This window comes from Achromobacter sp. MYb9 (genome assembly GCF_002975275.1).
Taxonomy (GTDB): Bacteria; Pseudomonadota; Gammaproteobacteria; order Burkholderiales; family Burkholderiaceae_B; genus Achromobacter.
On sequence record NZ_PCOQ01000011.1, the window covers coordinates 49,203 to 65,155 of the forward strand.

The following is a 15,953-nucleotide window of genomic DNA, read 5'->3' on the forward strand; positions in this document are numbered from 1 at the left end:
GGATTTGGCCCTTCGGTTGACAAGGCCCGGGCGTTGGCGTGTCATGGAATCGACGCCGGCACGCGTCATGCCTGGCGCGCCACCGGTCCCGTCAACTGGTACCCAAGAGAGGCCTCAATGTTCCCTGAATATCGCCAACTCATTACCCAGCTGAAATCCGAGAACGCGCATTTCTCCGCCCTGTTCCAACGCCATAACGATCTAGACCAGGAAATCAAGAATATGGAGGACGGTATCGTCCCCAGTTCCGGCACCAATATCGAGGTGCTGAAAAAGGAAAAGCTGCAGCTCAAGGACAAGCTCTATGGCTTGCTGAAGGCGGCCGATCAAAACGGCGGCTGATCCCTGACGGCTGGAGGCGGCAGCGTCCTTCGCGCCTGGACGCAAGCGCGCCACCGCCCAACAGCCGGCATCACATGGCCTATTTAGCGAAACTAACGTTGATTTAGGCTATTTAGTTTTTCTAATTTTCCGGAAAAGGCTAGTCTGTCGCCCTTTTACAGGGCAATCCATGACCACCGCCTTCATTCCGGGCTTCCTGCTCAGTTTCGGGCTGATCGTTGCGATCGGCGCGCAGAACGCTTTTGTGCTGCGGCAAGGGCTGCGCCAGGAATACGTGTTTGCCATCTGCCTGACGTGCGCCGTGTCCGACGCCCTGCTGATCGCTGCCGGGGTCGCCGGCTTTGGACTCGCCGTCAATACCCTGCCCTGGCTGGAACCCGCCATGCGCTACGGCGGCGCCCTGTTCCTGCTGGTCTACGGGGTGCGCAGTTTGCGCTCTGCCCTGCGCACGCAGCATGACAGCCTGTCGCCTTCCTCCAAGCAGACGGCGGGCCTGGCCGCCACGCTGGCAGCCTGCCTGGCCTTCACCTGGCTGAACCCGCATGTCTATCTGGATACCGTGGTGCTGCTGGGGTCGATCTCCAGCCAGTACGAAGGCGCCAAGACCGCCTTCGCGCTGGGCGCGATGACGGCCTCGTTCGTCTTCTTCTTCACGCTGGGCTACGGCGCGCGCCTGCTGCGCCCCCTGTTCGCCAACCCACGCGCATGGCGCGTGCTGGACGCGTGCGTGGGGGTCGCGATGCTTGCGATCGGGGTGAAGCTGGTGGTGTAAACAAGCCGGGTCCGGCGGGCAAAATAAGGGGGCACCAGCCGTCATCTACAATCGTCGCCGTGCCGGCCTTACCAAGGCGCCGGCCTGTAGCAACACACAGGTAGCATGACGCGCGCGAAGAAACCCGTTCAACGAAAAAAACGCCCGGCAGCCCATAGCCAGACCCGCTCGGCAGGCCGCACATACCGATTCCTGCGGGCGCTCCTGGTGTCGTCGCTGGCCAGTTTTGGCGCGGCCACCTACGTACTGAAGCCGCAATGGCCCGCCCAATTCTCGCCCGACGCGATTCTGGCGAAGCTGGGCTGGCCGCCCCAAGAGAAATTCGCGCCCATCGTGGTGCCGGCCGGGGCGCTCTCCCAGACCCGCTTTGCCGATTGCCCCCAGTTTTTTCCGAAAGGCAACATGCCTGTCGTTCCCAGCCGGGGCGATCTGCGCGAGTTGTGCTTCTCGGCATTCGCCGTTTTGCATAGCGGCCAGACAAAGACTCCTGTCTTCGTAGCCGAACGGCTGAACCGGAAAACACTCTCGCAGGCCCAGGGAATGCCGCGCACGGACAAGTTCTATGCTGAAGCGCGCCTGCCCCGCTCCGAACGATCGGACCTGGACGATTACAAGGGGTCGGGCTATTCGCGCGGGCACATGGCGCCGGCCGGTGACATGGGCTCCCGGGAGTCCATGGCGCAGAGCTTTTCGCTGGCCAACATGGTGCCCCAGGACCAGACGCAGAACGCCGGCCCCTGGAGCCGCATCGAACAAGACACGCGCAAGTACGTGATGCGCGCCGCAGGCGACGTCTACGTCTTCACGGGGCCGTTCTATACCGACAAACCCAAGACGATCGGGTCGGGCGTCGCGGTGCCCGGCTACGTCTACAAAGTGGTCTACGACGCGACGACCGGGCGTTCATGGGTGCACTGGCAGGCCAATGCCGCCAGCACCAAGGAAGGCCCGCCGATCAGCTACGAGGAATTCGTGCGCCGCACGGGAATGCAGCTGCTGCCGACGCAGGGGTAACGGGTTCGGCCGTCGCCCAGCAACCGCCGGTTATGGGAAAATCGGCTCACACCCGCCGCATAGGACGACAACCCGCTTAGCCTGGTGGGTGGCAATCCTTGTCCCAGGACGATATGAAAATTCACGGCAAGACCGCCGCCGAGATCTACGATTGCGTGCGCACCTTGGCGCTGGCCGGGCAGTTGCCCGCAGGCGCCTCGCTGCCCCCGGTGCGGGATCTGGCGGTGGATTTGGGGGTGAACCGCAATACGGTGGCCTCGGCCTACCGGCGCCTTGTCACGGCCGGCATCGCCGTCACGCAAGGGCGTCTGGGCACGATCATCCGCGACCCTTTCCAGGCCGGCGAACAGGAAGGCACGCTGGCCAATTCTCCCCTGACCGATTTCGCCAGCGGCAACCCGAACCCCGCATGGCTGCCCGATCCCAACGCCGCGCTACGCCTGCGTCCTTACCGGCCCAGGCTGTACGGCGAGCCCACCATCAATGCCGGGCTGGAAGCGCACCTTCGCAAATGGTTCCAGCCCGACTGCCCTCCTCACTTCGACATCGACCTGACACATGGCGCGGTGGATGCCATCGAGAGGCTGCTTGGCGCTTATCTGGTGGCTGGCGACAAGGTGGCTGTCGAAAACCCCTGTTTCCTCAGCAGCATCAACACGCTCAGGACCATCGGCCTGCAGGCCATCGGTGTTCCGGTCGATGCGCAAGGCATGCGGGCCGACGGGCTGGAGGCGGCTTTGGCCAAAGGGGCGCAGGCCGTCATCATCACGCCCCGGGCGCACAACCCGACGGGTTGCAACCTGAGCGACAAGCGGGCACGAGCGCTTGCGCGACTGCTGGCCAGGCACCCCGACGTGATGGTGATCGTGGACGACCATTTCGCGCTGCTTTCCAACGCCGCCTATCACCCGCCCATCCCCGACAACGCCTACCGCTGGGCCTTGGTGCGTTCTTTCAGCAAGGCGCTGGGCCCCGATATCCGGATCGCCGCCGTGGCAAGCGATTCAGCCACCTCGCGCCAATTGCGCCTGCGCCTGGCCGCCGGCACGAACTGGGTCAGCCATCTGCTGCAGGACATCGTTGAAGTCCAGCTCACGCAACCCGAAACGGTCACGCTGCTGACCCAGGCCCGCGCCGACTACGCCAACCGCCGCAACATGCTGGAAGATGCGCTGCGCGCCCAAGGAATTGACGTTCCGGCGCAAAGCGACGGCCTGAACCTGTGGGTGCCGTTGCAGACCGACGACCAGGCGATCTCATTGGCCCTGGCCCGCCAAGGCTGGCTGGTGCGCCACGGTGACGCCTTCTCCGTCCAGGAAGCGGTCCCGGGCCTGCGGATCACGATCTCCCGCATCGAGCCGGCGCAATGCGCCCGGCTTGCCCAAGACCTCAGGCACAGCCTGGGTTAAGCCGCCCTGCGGCAGCGTCGATGTCGTCCCGCCACAAGCGCGTCACGAAAGACGGTCCGCGCTCACGAATCGGCGCCTCCCCCTTCCACCGTAGGCCAATAATGGCTGTCGGGCAGGGCCCGTGCGCCAAAGATCGCCTGGCCGACGCGCACGACGGTCGCGCCTTCCTCGATGGCGATCTCGAAATCACCGGACATGCCCATCGACAACGCGTCCAACGCGATGCCAGCCGGCGCGTCCTGCCGCAGTTGATCGCGTAGCTTGCGCAACAGCACGAAACACTGGCGCACGCGTTCGGCCTCGGCCGAGAACAGCGCCAGCGTCATCAGCCCGCGCACGCGCAACGCGGAAAAGTCCGGCAACGCACGCAGAAAGGCCGGTACGTCATCGGGGTGCAGGCCGTATTTGCTGGCCTCGCCCGACGTGTTCACTTGCACGAACACGTCAAGGGCGCGGCCTTCGGCCTGCAGCCGCCGTTCCAGCGCCTCGGCCACGCGCAGGCTGTCCAACGCCTGGAATTCGCTGGCAAAGCGCGCCACCAGCTTGGCTTTGTTGGTCTGCAAGTGGCCGATCACGGACCATTGCAGGTCATGCAGGTCCTGGGTGGTTTCCCACTTTCGATAGGCCTCTTGCGGCTTGTTCTCGCCCAACAGTCGGCAGCCCGCCGCATGGGCCAGGCGGATGCTGGCTTCGGGCTTGGTCTTGCTGACGGGCAACAGACGAACTTCGGCGGGATCGCGCCCCACCCGGCCGCACGCCGCCGCGATGCGCGCATGCACCGCCGCCAGGTTATGGCGAAAATCCTCAACCGACTCGGCTTCCGGCCAGCGGTTGTGCAAGTCATGCAGCGGCTGCGTCTGGGACGTGCTGGGGGAGGAGTCTGCGTTCACGGTTCGGGCCTCAAGGCTTTGATATTGTCATAGGACAAAGATTAACACGATCCACCACACGCCGGAACCGCCGTAGCCGGTGCACGGTGCGTGTGCGACACGGGCATGGGCATTTTCGAAAGCGGTATCATGACGCCACCCTAAATAACCGGATCCGTCGTCGTGACAAAACCCGTATTGCTGCTGGCTCTGGCCCTTGTATTGGCCGGCTGTTCCAAAGAAGAAACATCGCCTTGGACCCGCCTGCAAGCAGCTACGCCGCAATTGAAGGTGGCGGCCAACACCCCGGACGCGGCGGTGAAATCCTGGTGGCAGGTTCGCGACGAGGAAGCGCGATACGCCGTCGCCGTCTGCCAGGAAACCGCCGAGCTTTACCAGCCGTTCCGCTCCACCCGCGACAGCCTGTCGGCCGGAGCGCTCCAGGCCACGCTGGCTGCCAACGACCGATGCGACGCCGAAACCTACGAACGCGAGATCGTGAACGTCGATGTGCAATCCGACACTCGCGCACTCGTCGTCGCCCATATTCGGAACGCCAAGCCGCCCACCCCGGGCTACGTCATGAACATCGATGAACGCGACAAGAAAGAACGGGGTGTACGGATGCAGTACCTGCTTGAACGCGCCGACAACACGCAAACGTGGAAAGTGGCCCAGGTATACGGCCAGAACCGGTACTGCACGGTCGCGCCGGTGAATGGGTGGTGCCCGCTGTACAACCCGAACCCGGGCTCCGCCCATACGTACGTCTTCGAACCCGCGCAGTAAACACTGCGCGGCCCTTCGCGCACGGGCCGACGCAGCGGGGTCAGTTCACGGTAACGCCTGCCTGTCGCACGACATCGCCCCAAAGCGAAATCTCTTTCACGATCTGATCACGGAAGTCCTGCGGGCTGCCCGGCGCAGCCGCCTCTCCCGTGGCCTTCAGTCGATCCGCCATCTCGGGCTGCACGACGGCGGCATTGATCGCGGCATTCAGCTTGGCCTGAATCGCGGGCGGCACGTCCTTGGGGGCGATAATGCCGTACCACACCGTGACGTCATACGGCACCCCGGCCTCTCGCACGGTCGGGATGTCCGGCGCCGACGACACGCGTTGCGGCAGCGTCACGGCCAACACTTTCAGGCGCTTATCCGCCCGATAAGGCAACGTGGAACCCGCCGTCGTCAACATTGCGTCCACCTGACCCGATACCGTATCCGTCAACGCCGGTGCCGAGCCCTTGTACGGCACGTGGGTCATGGAAATGCCCGCCGTCTTCAGCAGGGCCTCCGTCGCCAGATGTGAAATGCCGCCCGTGCCGGACGACGCATACGTCAGCACACCCGGCTTCTGCTTGGCCAGGGCGACCAGTTCGCCCAGCGTCTCGACCGGCACCTTCGGATTGACGGACACGAAGAACGGGGCGCGCGCGATCATCCCGATCGGCGTCATGTCACCCACCGGATCAAATGGCAACTTGTACAGGCTGGGGTTGACCGAATAGCTATTGGAAATCAAGGTCAGGGTGTAGCCGTCGGGCGCGGCGCGCAGGCCCTGCTCCACCCCCAGCTTGCCCCCTGCGCCAGGACGGTTTTCGACCACCACCGGCTGCTTCAGCCCCTCGGACAGCAGTTGGCCCAGCAGACGCGCGATCCCGTCATTGCCGCCACCCGCCGCGAACGGCACGATCAGCTTGATCGGCTGCGACGGATACTCCTCGGCATGCGCGGGCGGGCCAGCCATCAGGCCAAGCGCCAGCGCGGCCGGCAGCAACGTCCTGGCCGCCTTGTCACGCATGGCATGAAATCTGGATTGCTTCGTCATCCCTCTCTCCTCGTTGACGTCGTCGCGCATCGGACGGCGCGAATCTCTTATGTGCCGGCGCATCGGGAGGCGCCTGGCGTCGCGAAGTATGCCTTATCCGGGGCAGGCCCAAAGCCCATCAAAAAAATATGCGCCGCGCTTGGTTTTGGCGTCACGAAATCAACGAAAATCCGTACCCGCCCGGGGCGAATATTCGCCCCCGTGGACCCCATGCGGGGCGCGCCGTTACTCCGCAATTGCATTTGTAATACCCATTGACGGGGAGGCCCTTTTTTACAGGAAACTAGGCACCAGGATGTAGCGTCACCCCTCACCACGTATAGACAAGCGATATGGAACAGTCGACTCTGGATGGTTGCACGCCAAATAACCCCGCTATCTACATTTCCGGCGGGATCGGCGATGGCATCCTCAATATGGTCTTCGCACGGGCCTTGGCCGAACACGCCGGAACCCCCGTCACGCTTCTCATGACGCAGCCGGAGGCGTCGCTGGCGCTGTTTCGGGCCCAGTCCTATGTAAAAGAAGTTGTCCCGCTGAAAGAAATCAGCAAGTTGGAGGGGCGGGCACGCATCGCCGAGGCCAGCCGCGTTTTGGCGGCAGGCGCCTACGACGCGCTTTTTCTGTTTACTTTCCGGTCGCATATCGCGGCGGCGGCTCGTCTTGCGGGCATCCCGCAGCGCGTCGGTTATCTGCGCTGGCATCATCCGCATTTTGCGCGTTGGCTCACGGACAGGGTCTGGGTTCGACGCAAAGGGACACCGCATCCCGATACCCACACCTGGCTGCCGGAGGTGTTACGCAAGGTGGGCTGCCCCTACGAGGCACGCTACCCATCGCTCGATATCGCCCCGCGCGCCCTTGATATCGCCGGGCAACTCACCGAAGGCCTGCCGCGGATGGTCGGCTTTGGCCTGAACGCCTCTGCCCCTACACGGCGCTATGCCGCGCAGGCCTATGCGCAGGTCGCCCGAATCTTGCATGAACGCGACCCCGACCTGGCGTTCCTGCTATGCGGCGCCAGCGATGTACAACATATCGCAGAGGAGCTTCGCGCCGCGTTACCGCCGTCGATCCGTGTCCTCGACATCACGCAAGGCAACACGGACATTTGCGTGAGCCAGGCGCTGATCGCCCGGACTTTGGCCTTTGCGACGAATGACAGCATGGGGATGCACATCGCCGTCGCCCATGGCGTGCCGACGATCGGACTGTTTGGATGCAGCCCCGTCATGCGCTATGCGCCCTGTCTGCATCCGCTTGAACCCTCGGACGGCCCGGGCATGGACGGGATTTCGCCTGCGGTCGTGGCCGAGGCCATCTGGCGCCAACTACCCGGCACGCCTCGCGCATCGACGTGAAACGGAGCGCCCCGGCGTTGTCGCCATGGCGCGGGATGACAAAGGCCGCCAGTGTGAACTGACCCCCGCAAATTGGACAGTTCAAAACTGGAGAGAGGCTGCCTCTTGAACCGCCCAGAGTTTCTTAGACAGTCCCGTTCATCAAAAAGTAGCGGCGTGACCTTCCCCCGACGCCGGGCCGTCGGCCTGCGCAGAGGCGGATTCGTTCAGCCCCATCTGCGCAATCAGCATGTCGTACACATGGCGAACCAAGGGGTTGATCAGATCGTCGCGTATCCACAGGAAATATGTCACGTCGGGCAGCATCGGCAAGCCGTCCTTCTCACCCAGTACGCGCATGTCCGGGCTTAGGAACTCGACGCTGCGCGCAGTGATGCCCAGCCCCGCGCGCACCGCCGCCCGGATGCCGACCAGGTTGGGCGCGACGTAATTGGTGTGCCACGGCAGGCGCGCCTGTTCCAGTGCATTGAGCGCCATACGGCGAAAGATGCTCGGCTCGTCCGCCAGCACCAGCGGCAAGGGCGCGGCCGCATCGTGTACATAGTTGGCCGAGCCTATCCATGCCGTGGGCGACGTCCGCAGCACGACGCCTTCCAGGCGCTGGTCGAAGCGCGTAGATATCGTCATGTCCAGGTCGCCCGCGCGCAGCGCCGTCATCAAGGTCGGACTGCGGTCGACGCGGATCTCCAGGCGCACTCGCGGCGACCAGCGTGCGATCTGTGTCAGCACCGTAGGCAGGATGGTATCCGCCACGTCATGCGGCGCTCCCAGGCGCAGCTCGCCCTCCAGTTGGCCGTCCTGCATTGCGCGCAGCGCCTCGTCGTTGATGGCCAGCATATGGCGCGCATAAGCGACCAGCTTGCGACCGTGGGTGGTCAGCAGCTTGTTGCGGCCGTGCTTCTCGAACAAAGGCAGGTCCAGCAGATCTTCCAGGCGCTGCATCTGCTGGGTCACCGCGGACTGCGTCTTGTGCATGCATAGCGCCGCGCCAGAGAATGTCTGTTCCTGGGCCACGGCGACCAGCGTGCGCAAAAGGTCCAAATCAAGGTTTTTCATGAACGGCTCAGCATACTCGCGTAATCCCCACCTATTAGGATCATTTATGTTTTTTTAAATGAAATTAATTTGTCGTTCGAGAATTCGGCTCGTAGAGTAATGGAAATACCGCAGTTTACAAGGGAGTTTTCTCTAATGAGTTCGCAACACCCGCAACAGGCGCGGATCTCCGATGCCATCGAAAGCATTAAAAATACTTTAGAAAAGCAGGGGCTGAACCGGCAGAGCCTGGCCAGCGTCCTGGACGAGGTGGTCGGTCTGGCCAGCCACCGCGACTGGTGGATAGCGGACCGCTACGCCCCCCCGGAAGGTGACGAACGCCAGGCCCGCTACCTCATCAGCGAAACCCCGGATCGCGAATACGCGCTCTATCTGAACGTCATGCGGCCCGGCAAGAAGATCGTGCCGCACAACCACACCACCTGGGCCTGTATCGCCGCCGTGGAGGGGGTTGAGTACAACTACGTCTATGACCGCCTGGACGACGGCAGCCAGCCTGGCGTCGGCCGTCTGGAGAAGACTGGCACGGTGGTGGTGGAACCGGGCAGCGGCATCGCGCTGATGCCCGACGATATCCATGCGGTCGAGATCCAGGGTGACAGCGTGATCCGCCATTTGCACATGTACGGCCGCGCGCTGGAAACGCTGGACCAGCGCCTGGGCTTCGACCTGGAAGCGGGTACCTGCAAGATCATGCCCATCGGCGTGCAGACCCGCCGCTGAACGGCCGCCCGGACAAGCATCATGGATGAACACGACAAGCCCGCGGGCAAAGACGCCGGCGGCTACCACGCCGGCACCCGGCTATTGCGCGCCGGCCGCCCCCACAGTGGTTGGGTGAATACGCCGGTCACGCGCGCCAGCACCTATATTTTCGACAACGTGCAACAGTGGCGCGACACGCGCTCGCGCCGCGACAAGGAACGCCTGATTTCCTACGGCGCACGCGGCACGGACAGCACCCACGCCCTGGAAGACGCGCTGATCGAATTGGAGGGCGGCTACCGCGCCAAACTCTATCCGACCGGACAGGCGGCCATCGCCATGGTGCTGCTGGCCTATCTGAAGACGGGCGACCACGTGGTGATCACCGACGCGGTGTACGAGCCGGTGCGGCGCTTCTGCGCCGAACACCTTACCCGCCTGGGCATCGAATACAGCTACTGCCTGCCCGACGGCAGCGACCTGGCCACGCAATTGCGCCCCAACACGCGCATGATCTACGCCGAATCCCCGGGCTCGCTGGCCTATGAAATGATGGACCTGCCGGCCGTGGCCAGGCTGGCCCGCACGCATGACTGTTGGCTGGCGGTGGACAACACCTGGGGCTCCGGCCTGCTGTACCAGCCACTGGCGCTGGGCGCGGACATCTCCATCATCGCCGCCACCAAATACCTGGGCGGCCATGCCGATGTCATGATGGGTGTGGCCATCACCAACGAGCGTGCCTGGGCCCCGCTGGAGCGGGCCAGCGTGGACTTCGGCCAGACGGTGGGTGCCGACGACGCGTACCTGATCTTGCGCGGCATGCGGTCCATGCCAGCCCGCATGGCCGTGCACGGCCGCAGCGCCCTGCGCATCGCGGACTGGCTGCAATCGCGGCCGGAAGTCGCGCGAGTGCTGTGCCCGGCGCTGCTCGGCGACCCCAGCCATGCCCTCTGGCGGCGCGACTGCCGCGGCACCAACGGCCTGCTGTCGATCGAGTTCGCGACAGGTATCGAAGACGCCGACGTGGAGCGCATGATCGATGCGTTCAAGTTGTTCGGCCTGGGCGCGTCCTGGGGCGGCTTCGAAAGCCTGGCGGTGCCCGCCTATATGCTGCGCGCCCGCACGGTGGCGGACTGGAAAGGCCGCGGCGCGGTACTACGCCTGCACATCGGGCTGGAGGATACCGAGGATCTCATCGCCGACCTGGAGCAAGCCATGGCTGCCCTGCGGCGTTGAGATACACGCCACTGAAATACCGGCCGCTGAAACACCAGTCCCCTGAGATACCAGCCACCGTGTGCCGATGCCCGTCCCCTGCACGCCTTGTTGAACCATACGCCCCGCGCGGCACCGTCTTGCCGCGCCATCCCGGCCCCTTTATCCCGCGGAACCCTTGCCTTACACGATGACCACCATGCAAAGAACCTTGCAACCGCTGCCCCCCGTAGACGCCATGACGCTCAAGCGTTGGCTGCACGACGGCGACGAGATCGCTTTTCTGGACGTGCGCGAACACGGCCAGTACGGCGAGGCGCATCCCTTCTACGCCACCACCCTGCCTTATAGCCGCCTGGAGATCGAGGTATCCCGACTCGTTCCGCGCCGCTCGACTCGCATCGTGCTGCTGGACGAAGGCGATGGCGTGGCGCAGCGCGCCGCCACGGCGCTGCGGGATCTGGGCTATGACGATGTACGCACGCTTGATGGCGGCATGCCGGCCTGGCGCGCGGCCGGCCTGGTCGTCTTCGCTGGCGTCAATTTACCCAGCAAGACCTTCGGCGAACTGGCCGAACATCTGCTGCACACGCCACGCATCACGGCGACGGACCTGGCCGCGCGACAGCAACGCGGCGAGGACCTGATCGTGCTGGACGGCCGCCCCTACACCGAGTACGGCAAGATGAACATCCCGCACGCCATCTGCTGCCCGAACGGCGAACTGGCGCTGCGCGCGCAGGCCCTGGCGCCCAGTCCCACGACCACCATCGTCATCAATTGCGCGGGGCGCACGCGCAGCATCATCGGCGCGCAGACCCTCATCGACTTGGGCATACCCAACCCCGTCGTCGCGCTGGAAAACGGCACGCAGGGCTGGTATCTGGCTGACCTGCAACTGGAACATGGCTCACGCCGCAAGTATCCCGAGTCCATAGACCCGGCTCAGTTGCCCGTGCTGCGTGAACGCGCGCAGCGCCTGGCGCGCTCGCTGGACGTTCCCACCATCGACGCCGCCCAGGCCAGCGCATGGCTGGCCCAAGGTGACCGCAGCACCTATTTGTGCGATGTCCGCACGCCGGAAGAATTCGCCGTCGGCTCCTTGCCGGGCGCGCAGCATACGCCTGGTGGCCAATTGATCCAGGCTACCGACCAATACGTCGGCGTGCGCGGCGCGCGCATCGTGCTGTTCGATGACGAAGGCGTGCGCGCCCCGGTGGTCGCCGCCTGGCTCATCCGCATGGGTTGGGACGTTTACGTACTGGCCGATGGACTACGGTCCGGCGTGGCGGCGCCTGTTGCGACGGGCACTGGCCGGGCCGCCCCTGCGGGCGTGGAATCGATCACCAGCGCGGCGTTGGCGGGCGCCGTGCTAGAAGGCGCCACACTGGTGGACGTCCGTCCCAGCATGAGCTACCGCAAGGCGCACCTGCTTGGCGCGCGTTGGTCGATCCGACCGCGCCTGCATGCGTTGGCGCTGGCGCCGCGGGCCGAGGTGATCTTGCTGGCCGAGGACGCTGCCGTGGCCGCGCTGGCCGCGCGTGAGCTGGACACCCTGGGCGTGACCCGCGTCCGGGTCAACACCGACAGCCCGTCGGCCTGGCGCGATGCCGGTCTGGCGGTCGAGGCCAGCCCCGCCGAGCCCACCGATGCCGACTGCCTCGACTATCTGTTTTTCGTGCACGACCGCCACGACGGCAACAAGGCGGCTGCCCGTCAGTACATCGCCTGGGAAACCAATCTGGTCAACCAGATAGATGCGCAGGAACGCGCCGGCTTCCGGCTGCCGGAGGACCGCAAGACCAGCTGAAACCGGCGGCTTGCCGCTGACGCGTCCCGCAGGGAACGCCGTCGGCAAGCCGCCTGATCCTCGACGAGCCGGACATACGATCCAGGCCGTTAACTCAAGGTTCAAGGGGAACCGCATGACACTCGCTTTCAAGCAAGCAGCCCGAGTCTCGTCCACTGCCGCCCACGCGCGGCGGGGCCTCGCCGCCCTGACGGTCGGCATGAGCATCGCGACGGCGGCGCTACCCGCGCACGCCGCCTATCCCGAACCCGGCACGCCGATCCGCCTGGTCGTGGGCTTCCCGCCTGGCGGCGGCGCCGACGTCTTGGCGCGTGCGGCCGCCGTCGGCATGTCGAAGGCCCTCAATGCCAACGTCATCGTCGAGAATCGGCCGGGCGCGAGCGGTATCATCGCCACCGACTACGTCGTGCGCGCGCAGCCTGACGGCTACACACTCTACATCGGCACCCCAGGTTCGCTGACCATCCTGCCCAATCTGCAGAAAGTCCCTTATGACCCGGCCACAGGCCTGACGCCCGTATCCGTGCTGGTGACCATGCCGAATGTGCTGGTGAGCAGTCCGAATTCAGGCATCAACAGCGCGGCCGACCTGATCGCCCGCGCCAAGTCGGGCAAGGACGTCACGTACGCATCCGGTGGCAACGGCACCATCGGCCAGATGGCGGCGGAGCAGTTCAACATGCTGGCCGGTATCAAGATGCGGCATATCCCCTACAAGGGCACCACGCCTGCACTGACCGACGTGGTGAGCGGCCTGATCGACGTAACCTTCTCCGATCCCTCGGTGCGCACCTTGACCGAAGGCGGCAAGCTCAAGGCGCTAGGCGTGACCACGGCGGGCCCCTCCAACGAGTTTCCTGGCGCGCCTCCCATAGGCAAGAGCATCCCGGGCTATGAATTGACCAACTGGTATGGCGTGCTCGCGCCCGGCGGGACGCCCAAGGCCGTCGTCGACACGCTGAACCGCGCGTTCGCCAGCGTCATGAAGGAGCCCGCCGTGATCAAGGTGCTGGCGGCGTCCGGCATGACCGCCACGTCCAGCACGCCAGCCGAGTTCGGCGCGCTAATGAACAAAGAGCGCGTCAAGTGGGCGGATCTCATCCAGAAATCCCACATCACGCTGGACTGACCCGACGCTCCGTACAGGACAGCACACAGGATCGCATCATGACGATTTCCTCACGGCCTGAGCCCGATGACCAGAACCGCATGGCGCCAGTGCGGGAGCAGCGCTTTCCGCAACTGGCCCATTGGGGAGCCTATACGGCCGTGGTGCGCGACGGACGGCTGGTGGATTGCGATCCATTCGGCCAAGATCCCAACCCCTCGCGCCTGCTGGAGACCATCGCGCCCATGGTCTACTCGCCACGCCGCATCGCACGGCCGGTGGTGCGCAAGGCCTGGCTGGAATCGCATGGCGCGCGTGGCCGCGAACTGCGCGGCCGCGACGAGTTCGTCGAGATCGACTGGGACACCGCGCTCGACCTGGTGGCCGCTGAAATCGCCGAGACGCGCGCGGAGCACGGCGCGCAGGGCATATTCTCTGGTTCCTACGGCTGGTCCTCCGCCGGCCGCCTGCACCATGCCCGCTCGCTGATCCGCCGTTTCTATTTCGCAGGTGGCGGCGGCGTTGACCAGGTAGGCAACTACAGCTGGGGCACGGCGCAATTCCTGCTGCCGCACGTCATCGGCACCTATAACCCGCTTACCGGCCGAGTCACGTCCTGGCCCAGCATCGTCGCGCATGCCGAGGTCTTCGTCGCTTTCGGCGGCCTGGCCTTGAAGAACGGTCAGGTGTCCTCCGGCGGCGCGGCCGAGCACACCCTGGAATCCTGGCTGCGCAAGCTGGCGGCCAGCGGCGCGCGCATCATCAACATCAGCCCGACGCGCGACGACTGTCCGGATTTCGTGCAGGCCGAATGGATACCCATACGGCCCAACACCGACGTGGCACTGATGCTGGCCCTGGCTTATGAAATCCGCCGCCAGGGCGGCCAGGACGACGCCTTCCTGGCCAGCCATTGCGTAGGCTACGCGGCGCTCGAAGCGTACTTCCAGGGCCGCGAAGACGGGGTGGCCAAGACGCCCGAATGGGCCGCCGAAATCACCGGCATTCCCGCCGCGCGCATCCGCGCACTGGCGGCACAGCTTTGCGGCAAGCGCAGTTATCTCACCTGCTCCTTCGCCGTACAGCGCGCCCAGCATGGCGAACAGCCCTATTGGATGGTGATCGCGCTGGCCGCGATGCTGGGGCAGATAGGCCTTCCCGGCGGCGGCTTCGGCTTCGGCCACGGCTCCATGAACGGCGTCGGTAATCCACGCGTCGCGACACCAGGTCCGGAGATGCCCGTGGGGCGCAATCCCTCCGGCCTTGCCATCCCGGTGGCGCGCCTGACCGAGATGCTGGAAAATCCCGGCGCGCCCTACCCATTCCAGGGCCAGACGCAGCACTATCCGGATATCCACCTCGTCCACTGGGCCGGCGGCAATCCATTCCATCATCACCAGCAGTTGCATCGGCTGATGCGGGCCTGGCGCGCCAAGCCCCGCACCATCGTGGTCAATGAAATCTGGTGGACCCCGGCGGCGCGCAACGCCGATATCGTGCTGCCCATCACGACGTCGCTGGAACGCAACGACATCGGCGGCTCCTCGCGCGACCGCTACGCGCTGGCCATGCATCGGGCCATCGATCCCGTGGGCCAGGCGCGCGACGACTACGCTGTCTTCACCGACCTCGCCGAACGGCTGGGCTATCGCGAACGCTATACCGAAGGCCGCGATGAGATGGCCTGGATCCGCCACATCTACGGCCAGTTCGCGCAGGCGCAGCGCCACGCCGGTATCGACGTGCCGGACTTCGAGGCTTTCTGGGACCAAGGCTACGTGAAGCTGCCACCGCCGTCGTCGGACTTCATCCTGTTCGAGGACTTCCGGTTGGACCCTCAAGCCCATCCCCTGCGCACGCCCAGCGGCCGCATCGAGCTTTACAGCGAAACGCTGGAGGGTTATGGGCTGTCCGATTGTGGCGGCCATCCGCGCTGGATTCCGCCGCGCGAATGGCTGGGTGCGGACATCGCGCGCGACTACCCGCTGCACCTGCTGACCATACAACCCGCCGACCGCCTGCATAGCCAGATGGACGCCGCGCCGCTGGCCCAGGGCAACAAGGTGGCCGCGCGCGAGGCCCTGCGCATGCATCCCGACGACGCCCGCGCGCGTGGACTGCGCGGCGGCGACACCGTGCGGCTATACAACGCGCGCGGCGCCTGCCTGGTAGGCGCCGTGCTGGACGACGGCGTACTGCCGGGCACGGTGGTCATGGCGACCGGCGCGTGGTACTGGCCCGCCGCCGACGACGACGCCCCCGAACGCGCGGGGACGGCCAACGTGCTCACGCTGGACATCGGCACGTCGTCGCTGACCCAAGGGCCCAACGCCATGAGCTGCCTGGTCCAGGCGGAGCCTTGGCGCGGCGCGGGCGCATAGATGAGTGCCAGACCGCGGCCATGCCTCCTGGTGCGCCGCGGCAACGACAACCTGCTTTTATCTTATCGAGACCAAGAGGT

At 65.2% G+C, this 15,953-nt stretch carries 14 protein-coding genes; 11 read left to right on the forward strand and 3 right to left on the reverse strand.

The features are described 5' to 3' along the window. Positions 1-117 precede the first annotated feature (117 nt). From CQ050_RS17060 to ptsJ, 4 genes are all read left to right on the forward strand, one after another. Entirely contained in the window at positions 118-342 is a 225-nt protein-coding gene (locus tag CQ050_RS17060; RefSeq protein ID WP_105558019.1) for a YdcH family protein, read from the forward strand. A gap of 169 nt (positions 343-511) precedes the next feature. Then, a complete protein-coding gene (locus tag CQ050_RS17065; RefSeq protein ID WP_105558020.1) occupies positions 512-1,114 on the forward strand; it encodes a LysE/ArgO family amino acid transporter in 603 nt (200 codons plus the stop codon). 105 nt (positions 1,115-1,219) lie between these two features. Then, positions 1,220-2,128 (forward strand): DNA/RNA non-specific endonuclease, encoded by a 909-nt coding sequence (locus CQ050_RS17070; RefSeq protein WP_105558021.1) that lies wholly within the window; start codon positions 1,220-1,222, stop codon positions 2,126-2,128. A 113-nt stretch (positions 2,129-2,241) separates the two neighbouring features. Beyond that, positions 2,242-3,537, forward strand: a complete 1,296-nt coding sequence (gene ptsJ, locus CQ050_RS17075) for a transcriptional regulator PtsJ (protein ID WP_105558022.1) — start codon at positions 2,242-2,244, stop codon at positions 3,535-3,537. 62 nt (positions 3,538-3,599) lie between these two features. Here the strand turns inward: ptsJ and CQ050_RS17080 are convergent, their stop codons facing one another. Further along, positions 3,600-4,427, reverse strand: coding sequence for a YggS family pyridoxal phosphate-dependent enzyme (locus CQ050_RS17080; RefSeq protein ID WP_105558023.1), 828 nt, complete (start codon positions 4,425-4,427; stop codon positions 3,600-3,602). Between the two features lie 162 nt (positions 4,428-4,589). Between CQ050_RS17080 and CQ050_RS17085 the strand changes: the two genes are divergently transcribed. Then, on the forward strand, positions 4,590-5,195 hold the full coding sequence (locus CQ050_RS17085) for a hypothetical protein (protein ID WP_233214123.1): 606 nt from the start codon (positions 4,590-4,592) through the stop codon (positions 5,193-5,195). A 40-nt stretch (positions 5,196-5,235) separates the two neighbouring features. Here the strand turns inward: CQ050_RS17085 and CQ050_RS17090 are convergent, their stop codons facing one another. After that, positions 5,236-6,234, reverse strand: a complete 999-nt coding sequence (locus CQ050_RS17090; RefSeq protein ID WP_105558025.1) for a tripartite tricarboxylate transporter substrate binding protein — start codon at positions 6,232-6,234, stop codon at positions 5,236-5,238. Positions 6,235-6,566: 332 nt separating this feature from the next. Between CQ050_RS17090 and CQ050_RS17095 the strand changes: the two genes are divergently transcribed. Next, positions 6,567-7,595 (forward strand): glycosyltransferase family 9 protein, encoded by a 1,029-nt coding sequence (locus CQ050_RS17095; protein WP_233214124.1) that lies wholly within the window; start codon positions 6,567-6,569, stop codon positions 7,593-7,595. A 141-nt stretch (positions 7,596-7,736) separates the two neighbouring features. Here CQ050_RS17095 and CQ050_RS17100 read toward each other — a convergent pair whose 3' ends face one another. After that, positions 7,737-8,651: a LysR substrate-binding domain-containing protein gene (locus tag CQ050_RS17100; RefSeq protein ID WP_105558026.1), complete on the reverse strand. Its 915-nt coding sequence runs from the start codon at positions 8,649-8,651 to the stop codon at positions 7,737-7,739. A 135-nt stretch (positions 8,652-8,786) separates the two neighbouring features. On the opposite strand from CQ050_RS17100, the gene CQ050_RS17105 reads away from it, so the two are divergent. The 5 genes from CQ050_RS17105 to CQ050_RS17125 all read left to right on the forward strand — a co-directional run bounded on the left by CQ050_RS17105 (position 8,787) and on the right by CQ050_RS17125 (position 15,873). Then, entirely contained in the window at positions 8,787-9,374 is a 588-nt protein-coding gene (locus CQ050_RS17105) for a cysteine dioxygenase family protein (RefSeq protein WP_105558027.1), read from the forward strand. 21 nt (positions 9,375-9,395) lie between these two features. Continuing rightward, the gene (metC, locus tag CQ050_RS17110) at positions 9,396-10,595 is read left to right on the forward strand and encodes a cystathionine beta-lyase (protein ID WP_105558028.1); all 1,200 of its coding nucleotides are present in this window, start codon (positions 9,396-9,398) and stop codon (positions 10,593-10,595) included. 178 nt (positions 10,596-10,773) lie between these two features. Continuing rightward, entirely contained in the window at positions 10,774-12,384 is a 1,611-nt protein-coding gene (locus CQ050_RS17115) for a rhodanese-like domain-containing protein (protein WP_105558146.1), read from the forward strand. A 115-nt stretch (positions 12,385-12,499) separates the two neighbouring features. Continuing rightward, positions 12,500-13,513, forward strand: a complete 1,014-nt coding sequence (locus tag CQ050_RS17120) for a tripartite tricarboxylate transporter substrate binding protein (protein WP_105558029.1) — start codon at positions 12,500-12,502, stop codon at positions 13,511-13,513. A gap of 38 nt (positions 13,514-13,551) precedes the next feature. Beyond that, positions 13,552-15,873 (forward strand): molybdopterin-dependent oxidoreductase, encoded by a 2,322-nt coding sequence (locus CQ050_RS17125; RefSeq protein WP_233214129.1) that lies wholly within the window; start codon positions 13,552-13,554, stop codon positions 15,871-15,873. Positions 15,874-15,953: the final 80 nt, after the last annotated feature.